13 protein-coding genes are annotated in these 13,343 nt (G+C 65.2%); 5 read left to right on the top strand and 8 right to left on the bottom strand.

The window, feature by feature from the left end:
* Window positions 1-17: 17 nt before the first annotated feature.
* On the top strand, window positions 18-1,271 hold the full coding sequence (locus tag ACXAED_RS21995) for an aminotransferase class V-fold PLP-dependent enzyme (protein WP_475053625.1): 1,254 nt from the start codon (window positions 18-20) through the stop codon (window positions 1,269-1,271).
* Window positions 1,272-1,513: 242 nt separating this feature from the next.
* Window positions 1,514-3,931 (top strand): GcvT family protein, encoded by a 2,418-nt coding sequence (locus ACXAED_RS21990; protein ID WP_475053624.1) that lies wholly within the window; start codon window positions 1,514-1,516, stop codon window positions 3,929-3,931.
* A 162-nt stretch (window positions 3,932-4,093) separates the two neighbouring features.
* Here the strand turns inward: ACXAED_RS21990 and ACXAED_RS21985 are convergent, their stop codons facing one another.
* From ACXAED_RS21985 to ACXAED_RS21975, 3 genes are all read right to left on the bottom strand, one after another.
* Entirely contained in the window at window positions 4,094-4,480 is a 387-nt protein-coding gene (locus tag ACXAED_RS21985) for a type II toxin-antitoxin system death-on-curing family toxin (protein ID WP_475053622.1), read from the bottom strand.
* Window positions 4,477-4,701: an AbrB/MazE/SpoVT family DNA-binding domain-containing protein gene (locus tag ACXAED_RS21980; protein WP_475053619.1), complete on the bottom strand. Its 225-nt coding sequence runs from the start codon at window positions 4,699-4,701 to the stop codon at window positions 4,477-4,479. The genes ACXAED_RS21985 and ACXAED_RS21980 overlap by 4 nt, the downstream gene beginning before the upstream one ends.
* An 81-nt stretch (window positions 4,702-4,782) precedes the next feature.
* A complete protein-coding gene (locus tag ACXAED_RS21975) occupies window positions 4,783-5,670 on the bottom strand; it encodes a LysR substrate-binding domain-containing protein (RefSeq protein ID WP_475053617.1) in 888 nt (295 codons plus the stop codon).
* 210 nt (window positions 5,671-5,880) lie between these two features.
* Here ACXAED_RS21975 and ACXAED_RS21970 point away from each other — a divergent pair, with 210 nt between their 5' ends.
* On the top strand, window positions 5,881-7,227 hold the full coding sequence (locus ACXAED_RS21970) for an MmgE/PrpD family protein (protein WP_475053615.1): 1,347 nt from the start codon (window positions 5,881-5,883) through the stop codon (window positions 7,225-7,227).
* Between the two features lie 108 nt (window positions 7,228-7,335).
* Here the strand turns inward: ACXAED_RS21970 and ACXAED_RS21965 are convergent, their stop codons facing one another.
* The gene (locus ACXAED_RS21965) at window positions 7,336-8,757 is read right to left on the bottom strand and encodes an aldehyde dehydrogenase family protein (RefSeq protein ID WP_475053613.1); all 1,422 of its coding nucleotides are present in this window, start codon (window positions 8,755-8,757) and stop codon (window positions 7,336-7,338) included.
* Window positions 8,758-9,143: 386 nt separating this feature from the next.
* On the opposite strand from ACXAED_RS21965, the gene ACXAED_RS21960 reads away from it, so the two are divergent.
* The gene (locus tag ACXAED_RS21960; RefSeq protein WP_475053610.1) at window positions 9,144-10,550 is read left to right on the top strand and encodes an efflux transporter outer membrane subunit; all 1,407 of its coding nucleotides are present in this window, start codon (window positions 9,144-9,146) and stop codon (window positions 10,548-10,550) included.
* Between the two features lie 87 nt (window positions 10,551-10,637).
* Here ACXAED_RS21960 and nqrM read toward each other — a convergent pair whose 3' ends face one another.
* From nqrM to ACXAED_RS21945, 3 genes are all read right to left on the bottom strand, one after another.
* Window positions 10,638-10,880 carry a (Na+)-NQR maturation NqrM gene (gene nqrM, locus ACXAED_RS21955; RefSeq protein ID WP_475053608.1) on the bottom strand — a complete coding sequence of 81 codons (243 nt, stop codon included), beginning with the start codon at window positions 10,878-10,880 and terminating at the stop codon, window positions 10,638-10,640.
* A gap of 33 nt (window positions 10,881-10,913) precedes the next feature.
* Window positions 10,914-11,948 (bottom strand): FAD:protein FMN transferase, encoded by a 1,035-nt coding sequence (locus ACXAED_RS21950; protein ID WP_475053606.1) that lies wholly within the window; start codon window positions 11,946-11,948, stop codon window positions 10,914-10,916.
* A gap of 67 nt (window positions 11,949-12,015) precedes the next feature.
* Window positions 12,016-12,204: a hypothetical protein gene (locus ACXAED_RS21945; RefSeq protein ID WP_475053603.1), complete on the bottom strand. Its 189-nt coding sequence runs from the start codon at window positions 12,202-12,204 to the stop codon at window positions 12,016-12,018.
* Between the two features lie 109 nt (window positions 12,205-12,313).
* On the opposite strand from ACXAED_RS21945, the gene ACXAED_RS21940 reads away from it, so the two are divergent.
* Window positions 12,314-12,838 carry a CBS domain-containing protein gene (locus ACXAED_RS21940; protein ID WP_475053600.1) on the top strand — a complete coding sequence of 175 codons (525 nt, stop codon included), beginning with the start codon at window positions 12,314-12,316 and terminating at the stop codon, window positions 12,836-12,838.
* A gap of 24 nt (window positions 12,839-12,862) precedes the next feature.
* Here the strand turns inward: ACXAED_RS21940 and ACXAED_RS21935 are convergent, their stop codons facing one another.
* Window positions 12,863-13,306 (bottom strand): MarR family winged helix-turn-helix transcriptional regulator, encoded by a 444-nt coding sequence (locus ACXAED_RS21935; protein ID WP_475053597.1) that lies wholly within the window; start codon window positions 13,304-13,306, stop codon window positions 12,863-12,865.
* Window positions 13,307-13,343: the final 37 nt, after the last annotated feature.

Below are 13,343 nucleotides of genomic sequence, written 5' to 3'. Positions count from 1 at the left end.
TTACGGTTGGACTTGCTATGCCCCAGATCAATGACACCCTCCTTGACCAGATCCGCGCCCGTTTCGCCCAGGTGGACGAATGCCCCCAGCAGGGGCCGCGCGTTTTCTTCGAGAACGCCGGCGGCGCGCTGACGCTGAATTCGGTGGTGGAGACCTCTGCCCGCTATGCCGCGATCCCCGACAACCAGGGCCGCGACAACCCCGGCAGCCATGAGCTGGTGCGGGTGATCGCCAAGGCCAAGGACGACATGCGCGTGATGATGAACGCGCCCGGCGGCCAGTTCTTCGCGGGCGAAAGCGGCACCGAGCTTCTGTTCCGCCTGATCATGAACGCCTGCCTAGGCACCGCGGAAGGCTGCACCGTTCTAGGCTCGACGCTGGAGCACCCGGCCACCCGCTCCGCCTGCGCCCGCTGGGCCGGGGTGGCGCGGCAGAAACACGTGCTGATCCCGCATGACGACGCCAGCGGCACAATCACCGCGGAGGCTTACGCCCAAGCCGTCACGCCGGACACGGTTGTGGCAACCATCGTCCATACCTCTCCGGTTACTGGCATGGGCGTCGATCTGACTGCCTGCGCCGCCGCCATCCGCAAAGTTGCGCCGGAGTGCTTCATCATCGTTGACGGCATCCAGCACGCCGCCCACGGCCGCATCGACCTGACCGCCTACGGCGTCGATGGTTATGTAATCTCGCCCTACAAGATGTTCTCGCGCCACGGCTATGGCCTCGCTTGGATCTCGGACCGGCTGACCGCCCTGCCGCATAACGCACTGATTGACGGGCCTGCGGACAACTGGGAAATGGGCACCCGCGACACCGGCAGCTATGCAACGCTCTCGGATGTGGCCGGATACCTGGAATGGCTCGGCGGCAAGGTCAGCGATGCCACCGACAGGCGCGCGAAATTCGTAGCCGCGGGCGAAGCGATCCATGCCCATGAAAAAGCACTGACCGACGCGATGATCCATGGCATCGGCAACCTGCCCGGCCTGGCAGAGATGGAGGGCGTCACCATCCTGGGCGGCGCGGACAACCCCGCGCGGGAAGGGCTGGTGTCGCTGACGGTCGCCGGCGTGCCCTCGGTCGATGTGGTCAAACGCCTGAACGAGCAGGGTATCCGCACCCACCTGCGCAAGGCGGACCATTACTCCGGCAACATCCTGACGCCGCTTGGCATGGACAGCTGCGTCCGCGTCTCCATGTGCCACTACAACAGCGTCGGCGAAGTGGCGAAATTCCTCGGCGTGATGAAAGAGATCACCGGGTAAAAAACAGAGCTGAGGGCGGCGCCTTCCCAGGGGGAAGGTCAGGCGTTGCCCGGCCTCTCGGCCGGGCGGTCCGTATCTGAAGGGATCGCTTAGATGACCCAACGAATCCGGGGCCATTGGGTCTGAATTCTTCACGGGTCATCCCCTGCCTCCGCCGCTAGGGTCGCCGGGAAGGATTTGAGCGGCCCGCCCCGGCCTGCAGGGCGCGCCGTGCCAGAAGCGCAGGCAAAGGAACATGACGCATGAAAACCCATGCACAGGCAGTTGTCATCGGCGGCGGGCTGGTCGGCTGCTCGATCCTCTACCACCTGGCGAAACTCGGCTGGAAAGACGTGGTGCTCTTGGAACGCGATGAGCTGACCGCGGGCTCCACCTGGCATGCGGCAGCCAACATCCACGGGCTGCACGACAACAACAACGTGACCCGCATCCAGCACTACACGATGAACCTCTATAAGGAGCTGGAGAAGGAAACCGGCCAGGGCTGCGGCGTGTTCCAGCCGGGGTCCCTGTATCTGGCCAAGACCGAGGAGCGCGAGCATCAGCTGCGCCTGCAGGAGGCCAAGGCGAAATACTACGGCCTGAACTTCCATGAGGTCAGCCGCGAGCAGGCCAAGGAACTGCACCCGCTGGCGCAGTTCGACGACATCCGCTGCATCATGTTCGAACCCGACGGCGGCAACGTCGACCCGTCGGGCGTGACCATGGCCTATGCTGCCGGCGCCCGCGCCATGGGCGCCCAGATCGAACGCTTCTGCCCGGTGATCGGCACCGAGCAGCAGCCCGACGGCTCTTGGATCGTGAAGACCGAAAAGGGCGACATCCATACGCAATGGGTGGTCAACGCAGGCGGCCTCTGGGGCCGCGAGGTGGCGGCGATGGCAGGTCTCACCCTGCCCTTGCAGCCGACCGAGCACCAGTATTTCGTGACCGAGTCCATCGACGAGGTCGCCAAGCTGGGCCGCCGCCTGCCCTCCATCGCAGACCGCGACGGCGAGTACTATTTCCGCCAGGAGGGCAACGGTTTCCTGATTGGCGCCTATGAGAAGGACATGCGCTTCTGGGCCGAGGATGGCACCCCGCTGGACTTTGCGCATGAGCTGTTCCCCGACGATCTGGACCGGATCATGGAAAACGTGATCCGCGCCACCGAACGCGTTCCCTGCGCCGAGACCGCAGGCGTCAAGCGGGTGATCAACGGCCCGATGATCTGGTCGCCCGACTCCAACGCCATCTGGGGCCCGGTGCCAGAGCTGAAAAACTACTTCTGCTGCACCGGCATCATCCCCGGCTTCTCGCAGTCCGGCGGCCTCGGCCTGCTGGCCGCCCAGTGGATGATCGAGGGCGAGCCGCAATACGACATGTTCGCCTGGGACCTGGCGCGTTTCGGCGACTGGGCCGACAAGAAATTCACCAAGGCCCGCGTCGAGGACCAGTACGCGCACCGCTTCGCCATCCACTTCCCGAACGAGGAACGCAGCGCCGGCCGCCCGGCCCGTGTGCGCCCGGCATATGAGCTGCAAAAGGAAATGGGCTGCGTCTTTGGCCTCAACTGCGGCTGGGAGCATCCCCTGTGGTTCTCCGGCACGCCCGGCACACAGGACACCAACAGCTTCACCCGCCAGAACTGGTGGGAGCCGGTGGGCCGCGAGGTCAACATGCTGCGCGAAAACGTCGGCGTGATCGACATCTCGAACTTTGCCAACTACGTGATCAAAGGCCCGGGCGCGTTTGAGTGGCTCGACAAGCTGGTCGCCAACAAGGTGCCGGCCGAGGTCGGCCGCTCCTGCCTCACCCCGCTGATCTCGGTCCGCGGCGGCGTGGCTGGCGACTTCACCATCACCAAGGTGGCGGATGATGAATACATGATGGTCGGCTCCGGCATGGCGGAACGCTATCACCAGCGGTTCTTCAACATGATCGAGCTGCCGGAAGGCACCACGTTTGAGGTCGCGACCAACCGCATAGCGGGCTTCAACGTGGCGGGTCCGAAATCCCGCGACATGCTGCAGCGGCTGACCAATGCGGACCTGTCGAACGAGGCTTTCCGCTTCATGCGCTCGCGCACCATCGAGGTGGCGGGGGTGGAATGCCTGGCGATCCGCGTGTCCTTCACCGGCGATCTGGGCTGGGAACTGCACTGCGCCGAGGAGGATCAGGTCAAACTCTACTCTGCCCTGCTGGCAGCCGCGGCGGAGTTCGACGGCGGCCCTGTGGGCGGTCGTGCGCTCGGCTCCCTGCGGATCGAAAAGGGCTATGGCTCCTGGGGCCGCGAATACAGCCAGGAATACTGGCCGCAGGAGGTTGGCCTGGCCGGCCTCATCAAGCTGGACAAGGACTTCCTCAACAAGGAGGCCTATCTGAAGGTCAAGGACAACGCCCCGCGCGAGGTGCTCTCGGCCTTTGAGATCGAAGCGGTGAACGATGCCGATGCCTCGGGCGGCGAGCCCATCTTCACCCCGGACGGCAAGCCGGTGGGCCGGGTGACATCCGGAGCCTACGGCTACTCGGTCGGGAAGTCGCTGGCGCTGGGATATGCCAACCCGGCAGTTGCCAAGCCGGGGGATGAGGTCGAGGTCTATATCCTGGGCAAGCCGCACAAGGCGCGGATTCTGGAAGCTGCGGCTTTCGACCCCTCCGGCGCGCGCCTGCGGGCCTGAGATCCACCCAACCAGTCAGCGGGCCGCCTCAATTGGCGGCCCGAATTGAATTGAGAGGGGCAGTGCCGACCGCGGGCGGAAGCGAAGCGCCCGCCCATGGGGGCGGTCGGGCGCTGCCCGGCCTTCGTCCGGGCGGGTCTTTTGTGCAAGGGGGCCGAAGTATTAAATCGGCTGCATCCCTGCCGTCAGCCACTCCGCAAATGCCTGCTCGTCCACATCCCCGGTGGCGAGGTCCTCCATCATCCGCACACCCTCCACCGGCTCCGGGCGGAACTGGTATCCGTTCAGCCGCAGAAACGTAACGGCGGTCACGAAGGCCGTGCGCTTGTTGCCGTCGACAAAGGCATGCGCCTTGGCAATCCCGAACGCATACGCCGCGGCAACCTCCGCCACGCCTGCATCCGAATAGGCCGCCAGGTTCATCGCCCGCGCGCAGCCCATCTCCAGCAATGCCCTGTCGCGCATCCCCGCCGCGCCGCCGTGGCGGGCAATCTGCCGGTCATGAATAACAGTAACGGCTGCCAGCGGCACCCATTTGTAGGTGCTCACGCCAGGGCCTGAAGCAGACCGCGGTTCTCATCCATCACGATCTCGGCCGCGGCCAGCGCCTCGGCCACCGAGGGGTCATGCGCCATCACCCGCAGGCTGCCGTCATCGCCGCGCACCACAAACAGCGTGTCGCCTTCCTTGGCGTCCAGCATGGTGAGCATCTCTGTCGTCAGCGTGATGACGGCAGAATTTCCGACTTTCCTGATTTTGGTCTCAATCATTGGCAGGCCTCATGTATATATACTCGTATATACGGCAAGGGCCACAGAATTTCAATGTCCGCGGCAAACGGCGGTCAGGCCCTACAACTCCATTTCTGCCGCAGCCTTCAGCAGCCAGGTCTTGAAATGCTTGACCGAGGGCGTCGCCGCCTTGTCCTTGAACGTGGCGAAATAGGTCCAGGGGCAGTCAAGGTCGAACGCGAACGGCTCCACCAGCCGCCCGCTGGCCACATGGCTCCGCACCAGCGATTTCGGCAGCACCACGCAGCCCATGCCGTTCACAGCAAACTCCAGACCCATGTTGGAGGAATTGGTCTGCAGCCCGCCCTTATGCTCAATCCCGGTCAAGCCAAAGTGCTTGGCGATCTTCTCCCAATAGACCGGGCGGCCCAGGATGTGGATCAGCTTGGCCTCCGCCAGCTGTTCCGGCCGGGTCAGCGCCTCACCGCCAACCCGGTAGTCCGGCGCGCAGACCAGCGCCAGCTTCTCGTCCCACAGCTTCACTGCCGGCCCGATCACATCATCCACATGGTTGATAGTGATCGAAATGTCAGAGACCTTGGTTTCCACATCCACCCAAATGGTGCTGTGAATGGTCAGGTCGATATCCGGATGTGCCGCGGTGAACTCCTCGACCACGTTGATCAGCCATTTCTCCGCCAGGCTGACCGGGCAGGAGATCACCACCTCCCGCTTGTGGCTTTGCGAGATCAGGAGCTGGGTGGCTGAATCAATCTCCTGCAGCGCATGGCGGACCGAGGGCAGATAGGCCTCCCCCACATCGGTCAGCGACAGCGACCGCGGGTGGCGCACGAACAGCGGCCGGCCGATGAATTCCTCCAGGCTGCGCACGTGGTTGGACACCGCGGACTGGGTGCAGTTCAGCTCATCCGCCGCCGAGGTAAAGCTGAGATAGCGCGCGGCGGCCTCGAACGAGCGCAGGAATGTCAGGTGGGGGAGATTCTTCATCAGGCAGTCCGCTGGCGGTTTCGGGGCCATGTTCACATGCTTTGGAATGCGCCGCAATTCCCAAGGGTTAGCGGCCCGGGATGGTTCAAAAACGACGTCCAGCACGCATTTCACGAAATAAAGCAGGCCTATGACCCCGGTTTATTTGCGGGTCACCGGCCCCCGGAAAGCCTAGCCTGACGCCCAAACCGCCCCTGCGAGAGATCCGCCATGACTGCCGCCTTCGACCGCGCCGCCGACTTCACCTTCGGCCTCACACCCGCCGTTTTGCCGGAAACCACCCGCGAGGCGGCGGCGCTGATGTTCCTCGACACCCTGGGGATCACCATCGGCGCCACCCCGATGGAGGCCGGCCGCATCGCCCGCGACACCGCCGTGGCGCTCTATGGCTGCGGCGAGGAGGGTTTGGCCGCGCGCATGATGTTCGACGGCCGCAAGGTGAGCGTCGCGGGGGCCGCCTATGCCGCCGCCACTGCCACCGACAACCTGGACGGCCATGACGGCTATGCCCCGACCAAGGGCCATATCGGCGTGGTGGTAATCCCTGCCATCGCCGCACTTGCGGAAACCGTGCCGGACTTTTCGGGGCCTGAGGCGCTGGCGATCACCACCCTGGGCTATGAGCTGGCGGGCCGCGCCGCCCTGTCGCTGCACGCCACTGTCAGCGACTACCACACCTCCGGCGCCTGGAACGCGCTGGGGGTGGCCGCGATGGCGGCCCGGATGCGCGGCCTTTCCCGCGCCCAGCTGCGCGAGGCGCTGGGGATCGCCGAATTCCACGGCCCCCGCAGCCAGATGATGCGCGAAATCGCCAACCCCTCGATGCTGCATGATGGTTCGGGCTGGGGCGCGATGGTGGGTATGTCAGCGGCGGTTCTGGCGGAGAAAGGTTTCACCGGCGCGCCCGCAATCACCATCGAGGAAGACCGGGTAGCGGAGCACTGGGAAGACCTCGGCAGCTTCTGGCAGATGGAGCATCAGTACGTGAAGCCCTACCCGGTCTGCCGCTGGGCCCATGCCCCGATCGACGCGCTGCGCCAGGTGATGCTGGAGCACGGTCTGACTCACGAACAGCTCGCCAGGATCCGCATCAACACCTTCCACGAAAGCGCCTGCCTCTACCCTGGCATCCCCGCGACCACCAGCCAGGCGCAGTATTCGCTGGGCTTTGCGGTGGCGGTGCAGGCGGTCCATGGCCGCATCGGCGTCGAGCATATCTCAGGCGCGGGCCTGGCGGATCCGCTTGTGGCCTCGATCCACGAGCGGATCTCGGTTGCGGAAGCCGCGCGCCATTCGGTCCGCTTTCCGGCCTGCCGGGTCGCCGATGTGGTGGTGACGCTGACCGACGGGCGGGTGATCGAATCCGGTGACGTCCACGCCCGCGGCGGCCCCGAAGCACCGTTCTCGCAGGCGGATGTGGTGCGCAAGTTCATGGAATTCGCCACCCCCGTGTTGGGCGGGACCCGCGCCGCTGCAATCCGCGATGCCGTGCTGGGGTTCACCCGGGACGGCAGTAAATTCTCCGATCTGAGCCGCTTGATTTACGCTGCGCCTTAAGCGGGTGGAAGCGAGGGGCCGGCCCCTCGCGCTCCCCGGAGTATTCTCGCAAAGGTGAAAACGCCAGGGGACCGGGAAGCTCCCTGGCGTTTCGCGCTGCAAGCGGGCTCAGCCGAAGTGCAGGGTTTTGACTTCCTGATAATCCTCCAGCCCCAGCATCCCGCCTTCGCGGCCGTTGCCGGACTGCTTGTAGCCGCCAAAGGGCGAACCATAGTTGAAGCCGCCGCCGTTGATATGCACGGCCCCCGCCCGCAAGCGGGCGGCGACCCGCTCGGCCCGCTCCTCGTCGCCCGTCTGCAAATAGGCCGCCAGCCCGTAAGGCGTGTCATTGGCGATGCGGATGGCATCTTCTTCGTCCTCGAACGGGATGATCACCAGCACCGGGCCAAAGATTTCCTGCTGCGCAATCTCCATGCCGTTGGTGACATCGGCAAAGACAGTGGGGCGCACGTACCAGCCCGTGTCCATCCCCTCGGGCCGGCCCAGACCGCCAGCCAGCACCGTGGCCCCTTCGTCGATGCCCTTTTGGATCATGCTCTGCACCCGGTCGAACTGGATTTGGTCGAACAACGGGCCGATGTGATCGCCTTCCTCCGCCGGGTCGCCCACGGCCTGGCCCTCGGCCGCCGACCGGGCGATGTCCAGCACCTGATCGTAGCAGCTCTTCTCCACCAGCATCCGGGTCGGCGCGTCACAGCTCTGCCCGGTATTGTACATGCACTCCAGCACCGAGGCGGTGACCTTCTCCTCCAGATCGGCATCGGCAAACACCAGGTTCGGGGATTTGCCGCCCAGCTCCAGCGTCACCCGCTTTACCGTGTCGGCGGCGTCCTTGGAGACCGCAATCCCCGCCCGCGTCGAACCGGTAAAGGACATCATGCCGATATCCGGATGCCGCGACAGCCCGGCGCCAACGGTCGGCCCGTCGCCGTGGATCAGGTTGAACACCCCCGCCGGGAAGCCCGCATCATGGATCATCTGCGCATAGACGGCGGCGGACATCGGCGTGTGCTCCGACGGTTTCAGCACGCAGGTGCAGCCGGTGGCCAGCGCCGGCAGCACCTTGAGCGCGATCTGGTTCACTGGCCAGTTCCAGGGCGTGATCAGCCCGCAGACGCCAATCGGCTCACGCACCAGGATATCGCCGTTTGGCAGCGTCTCGCGCAGCTCCTGGGTTTTCAGCGCGTCCAGGATGCCCTCCAGATGGCCGATCCCGGAATCGGCCTGGGCATCGCGCGCCATCGAAATCGGCGCGCCCATCTCAGCCCGAATTGCCTGCGCCAGCACTTCCCGCCGCTCTTTGCTGATCTCCAGCAGCTTCTCCAGCAGCGCAATCCGCTCCTCCCGCGAGGTCCGTGAGTAACTGCCGAAGGCTTCCTTGGCCGAAGCGACAGCAGCGTCCACATCCATTTCGTCACCGAGGATGATCGTCCCGATCTGCTCCTCCGTGGCCGGGTTCAGCACCGGGAATTCCCGGGTCGAATGCGGCGTCACCCAGGCGCCGCCGACATAGAATTTTTGCAGTTCCATCAGGTTGTTCTCACTTTCACGTCGCGGTTGCGGTTCGGCTGCCAGGCAGGGCCGCCGGCGGGCTCACGGCCGTGATCCAGTCCGCCCGCGGGCAAACAGTGGACGGGCCGTATGCTTGCGTCAAGCTCAGGCACAGGCAGGCGGTTGTGCTCCTCCTGGCTGCCAAAGCCCTGCGCGTTGGCCCGGCAGGATGGCCTTCCACCGCCTTGCCTGAGGGGCCAAATCCGGCAGAACCACCCGGATTTCCGCAGATGCCGGCCTGTGGGCCAGGCGCATCAGTACCCCGCAAAGTCCGCCCTTGCGGCAGGAAGTTGTTCGCCGCAACAGCCGGTGCTGCCTAAGATTGCGGTAATGCCCGCATCAGACCGGGCGCCCAGAGGCAAGCCATGAGCAGATCCAATTGGACAGCCCGTTCCGTGCTGCTGGCCGGAACTCTCCTGTGCAGCTGCACCGTTGCAGGCCGGGATTACCAGCGCCCCGGTTTCGCGGTGCCCGCCAGCTATTACCAGTCCCGCACCTATGCCACCGCCCAAGGCGCAGCCGAGGCCTGGTGGCAGGCGCTGGACGATGCCACCCTGAACCGCCTGGTGGCGGCAGGCCTGGCGCAGAACCTGAACATCAAGTCTGCCCGCCAGCGTCTCAAGGCCGCAGAGGCGGTGCGCCGCGCCAGCGGCCGCCCGCAACAGGTAAGCGGCGATCTGGAGGGCAGTTCAATCTTCTCGCGCCGTGAATCGCAGGACGGCTCGACCAGCCTCGACTCCGCCGAAATCGGCGCCACCTATGTCTTCGACCTCTTCGGCGGTTTCCAGCGGCGCTCGGAACGGGCCGTTGCCGGCCGCGACGCGCAGTTCTACCAGATGGCCACCACCCGGCTGGCGATCATCGACGCGATAACGCGTACTTATATCGAGGCGCGGTTCTTCCAGCGCGGCGCCGCCGTCACCCGCAAGACGATTCAGCTGCGCCAGCAGATCCTGGCCACGGTGGAGGAACTTAAGGCCGCCCGCGCCGTCCTGGCCCTGGATCTGGAGCGCACCAAGCTGCAGGTCGCCAGCGCCAAGGCCGATCTGCCGGCCTTCATTTCCAACTATGAAACCTCCGTTTTTGCGCTGGCCACGCTCCTGGACCGCGACGCCGCAGAGGTGTTTGCAATGATGCAGAGCGGCTCTGGCCAGCCTTCCCCCAAGACCCAGCCGGAGCTGGGGGTGCCTGCTGCCCTGCTGCGCAACCGGCCCGACGTGCTGCTGGCCGAGGCCCAGCTGCGCAGCGCCACCGCCGATATCGGCATCAACGAGGCACAGCTCTATCCGTCGCTCGAAGTTACCGGCTCCATCGAGGCGTTCCGCGGCCTGCCCGACCTCTACCAGATCGGCCCGGCGCTGACGCTGCCGCTGTTCAACCGCCCGGTGCTGCGCGCCTTCCACCAAAGCGCCATCGCTGAGGCCAAGGCCACCGAATTCGATTACCGCTCAGCGGTCCGCGGCGCGGTGGAAGAGGTGCAAGCGCAGCAAAGCGCGCTCAAGTCCGCCCGCGAACGCACCGCCGCGCAGGCGCGCGCGGTCAACCTGGGCACCAAGGTTGCCGGTCTCGCGCGCGAAACCTTCCGGGCCAATGAAATCACCCTGTTCGACCTCCTGAACACCGAAGAGGCGCTGCGCGACAACGAGCTGAACCTGATCGCCGCGCGGCGCGACCTGGCGCTGGCCTGGTCCCGCCTGCAAATAGCCCTGGGCAAAGGCTGGGCGCCGGATCAAAGCCCCGCGGCGGCGAGGCAAAGCCCTGCGGCAGAGTGAAAAGCCGTTTCCCTGCGAGGGAAACGGCCATGAAAAATCAATTTTTCATAGCTGAAATCCGCACCGGATTTCAGCCCGCGGCCAGCCTCAGGCCTTCTGCTCTTCCTGCATCCGCTCGACCATTTGCCGCGCGCGCTTGCATTGCAGCTTGTCGCGCAGCGGGCTGTCCGGGTCGATGTCCTTGGAGCAGACCACACATTTGTCAGCACCGGAAATCGCATTCAGGCCGCCGCAGCTGCCCTTGATCTTCTTGTCCATCAGCATGACGCCCAGCGACATGCCCAGGGTCACGATCAGCAGCAGGATGAAGGCCAGAAGAAAGGTGCTCATTGGGGTCCCTCGCGGTGTCGCTCAGTGCGCGGCTCAGTTTCCAGTCAGCGCCTCGAAAGCGCTGCTTGCGGACGTCATATAGGCATCTTCGCCGGCTTGCACGTCCCGATCTATGAAAAACACGGCAAGTTTATGCTGCTCCGCCAGTTTCAGCCCGTCCTCGCTGCCCAGAACCAGCATCGCGGTCGCCCAGGCATCCGCCAGCATCGCGTTCTGAGCAATCACTGTGACCGAGGCGGTGCGGTGCGTCACCGGCCGCCCGGCGACCGGATCAAGGATATGGGAATAGCGCTGGCCCTCGTGCTCGAAATAATTCCGGTAATCGCCGGAGGTCGCCAGGCCCAGGTTGCTGACCGGCACGATCAGCTGCACCGTCTGTGCCGCGGCGTCCGGTTTCTCGATGCCGATGCGCCAGGCCTCGCCCTTGGCGTTTTCGCCCTTGGTGACCAGATCGCCGCCGATTTCCACCATATAATGCTCGACGCCAAAGCCCTGCAGCGTCTGCGCAACCGCATCGACGCCATAGCCCTTGGCGATGGCCGACAGGTTGATGCCGGTCTCCGGCGCCGATTTCTTCAGGGTCCCGGCCCCGGCATCCAGCGTCAGCAGCCGTGCCTGCCCGACGCCCTCCAGCGCCTCAGTGATGGCCGCATCCGACGGTACCGGGTCCTCCGGCTTGCGCGGGCCGAATCCCCACAGCTCGATCAGCGGCCCCAGGGTCACGTCGAACTTGCCGCCGGTTTTTTCATGCACGTCGTTGGCCGCGGCCAGCACATGGGCAAACTCCGGCGACACCCGCACCGGCGCGGTGCTGCGCGCGGCCGAAAAGGTGGAAACCTCCGAGGCCGGATCCCAGTTCGACATCTTGGCATTGACCGCCGCCAGGGTGGCCTCCACCTCCGCCGCCAGAACCTCCTGATCCAGATCCTCGCCAATGGCGATCACGCTGTAGGTAGTCCCCATGGTCTGGCCCGTCAGGCGCACCTCCTCCGGCTCGCTGCCGAACCAGCAGCCGGACACCAGCAGCACCGCGGGCAGGATCAGGGCAAGCAGAAACCGTCTGGGCATCGGTCAACCTCCGGGGATAAAGCTGGCGCTGCTATGCCCCTGCCCCGCGCCAGAGTCAAATGCGGCCTCAGAACTTCAGCGGCAGAAAGGCCAGCGCCAGAAGGCCCAACGCGGCCGGCACGCCGTAAAGCCACGCCCTGAGCCGCGCATCATGCGCCTCGGACTTCCAGTTCTGCCGGTAAAGATGGCCGCAGACCACCACCAGGAACACGGTCAGCGCGCCGGTCACAGGGGTCAGGTAAAGGGTTTCGAACATATTGTTTTCCGGCCTTTGTTAGCGCTCGCGTCATTTCGCCCCTTCCCGGATCGTGATCCGCCGTTAAGATGGGGGCAGGACCTGATGCAGGATAGGAGGAGACCCGCGCATGGCACCGTTCTCATACCAGCCTCCGACCCGGGGCGACAAGGCCGGCCAGGAAAGCCACAGCCAGTCGCCCGAGTCGAATTTGTCGCACGGCCAGTCGACCGTTGCGAAACTACTGGAGGCCAAGGGCGACGCGATTTTTGCGATCCGCCCGAACGACACCGTCGGCCATGCGGTGGAGGCCCTGCGCGACAAGCGCATCGGCGCCCTGGTGGTGACCGACCAGAACGGCGCGCTGCAGGGCATCCTGTCGGAGCGCGACATCGTGCGCCGTCTGGCAGAGACGCCGGGCCACACCCTGCCGCAGCTGGTCGAGGATATCATGACCCGCGAGGTCAAGACCTGCGATCCGGACGATCTGCTGATCGACGTGGCCAAGGTGATGAACGAGGGCCGCTTCCGCCACCTGCCGGTGGTCAAGGACGACCGCCTGTGCGGCATGATCACCGTCGGCGACGTGGTGAACTTCCGCCTGCAGGAGCTGGAGTATGAGGCCCTGCGCATGAAGCAGATGATCGTCGGCTGACTCAAGGTTTGCGGCAGCGGCGGATCAGGGAAATGGGCCGCCGCCCGTCTCCTGCAGGTGTTCCAGAAACCCCTGCAGGTCCCCGGCCCTGGCCAGCGCCTCCATCTTGCGCTTGATCGCGGGGCCATAGACCGCCCACATCTTGAGGCGCAGCGCCGCGCCCTCGGCGGTTATGTGCAGTATTTTACCGCGCCGGTCCTGCTCAAAAACCGTTTCGCGCACCAGCCCTTGTTTGATCATCTGCGCCAGAATGCGTGACAGGTTGGACTGTTCGAACAGCAGGTTCCTGGTCAGCTCAAAGGCGCGCACGCCGCCCTCCCCCGCCATTTCGATCCCCCACAGCACGTCATACCACCGCAGCGGCGGCAGCCCGGCCTCCCGCAGCTCCGCCTCCATCTCCCGGTGCGCCTGACGGTGAGCCCGGTTCAAAAGAATCCAGATTTCAGTTTCCCGTTTGCTTGGTGTCATTTGCCTTCACGAGTTGGTGAGCGAACTGGCCGCCAGG

This window comes from Leisingera sp. ABM4_103 (assembly GCF_056158685.1).
This window is presented reverse-complemented; position numbering and strand designations above follow the sequence as displayed.

What these genes read in the sequence shown, in the direction of transcription:
- ACXAED_RS21965 (WP_475053613.1), bottom strand. Translation starts at nt 8,757, where the DNA reads ATGGAACTGCAAAAATTCTATGTCGGCGGCGCCTGGGTGACGCCGCAT.
- ACXAED_RS21935 (WP_475053597.1), bottom strand. Translation starts at nt 13,306, where the DNA reads ATGACACCAAGCAAACGGGAAACTGAAATCTGGATTCTTTTGAACCGG.
- ACXAED_RS21950 (WP_475053606.1), bottom strand. Translation starts at nt 11,948, where the DNA reads ATGCCCAGACGGTTTCTGCTTGCCCTGATCCTGCCCGCGGTGCTGCTG.
- ACXAED_RS21970 (WP_475053615.1), top strand. Translation starts at nt 5,881, where the DNA reads ATGACTGCCGCCTTCGACCGCGCCGCCGACTTCACCTTCGGCCTCACA.
- ACXAED_RS21995 (WP_475053625.1), top strand. Translation starts at nt 18, where the DNA reads ATGCCCCAGATCAATGACACCCTCCTTGACCAGATCCGCGCCCGTTTC.
- ACXAED_RS21975 (WP_475053617.1), bottom strand. Translation starts at nt 5,670, where the DNA reads ATGAAGAATCTCCCCCACCTGACATTCCTGCGCTCGTTCGAGGCCGCC.
- ACXAED_RS21960 (WP_475053610.1), top strand. Translation starts at nt 9,144, where the DNA reads ATGAGCAGATCCAATTGGACAGCCCGTTCCGTGCTGCTGGCCGGAACT.
- nqrM (WP_475053608.1), bottom strand. Translation starts at nt 10,880, where the DNA reads ATGAGCACCTTTCTTCTGGCCTTCATCCTGCTGCTGATCGTGACCCTG.
- ACXAED_RS21945 (WP_475053603.1), bottom strand. Translation starts at nt 12,204, where the DNA reads ATGTTCGAAACCCTTTACCTGACCCCTGTGACCGGCGCGCTGACCGTG.
- ACXAED_RS21980 (WP_475053619.1), bottom strand. Translation starts at nt 4,701, where the DNA reads ATGATTGAGACCAAAATCAGGAAAGTCGGAAATTCTGCCGTCATCACG.
- ACXAED_RS21990 (WP_475053624.1), top strand. Translation starts at nt 1,514, where the DNA reads ATGAAAACCCATGCACAGGCAGTTGTCATCGGCGGCGGGCTGGTCGGC.
- ACXAED_RS21940 (WP_475053600.1), top strand. Translation starts at nt 12,314, where the DNA reads ATGGCACCGTTCTCATACCAGCCTCCGACCCGGGGCGACAAGGCCGGC.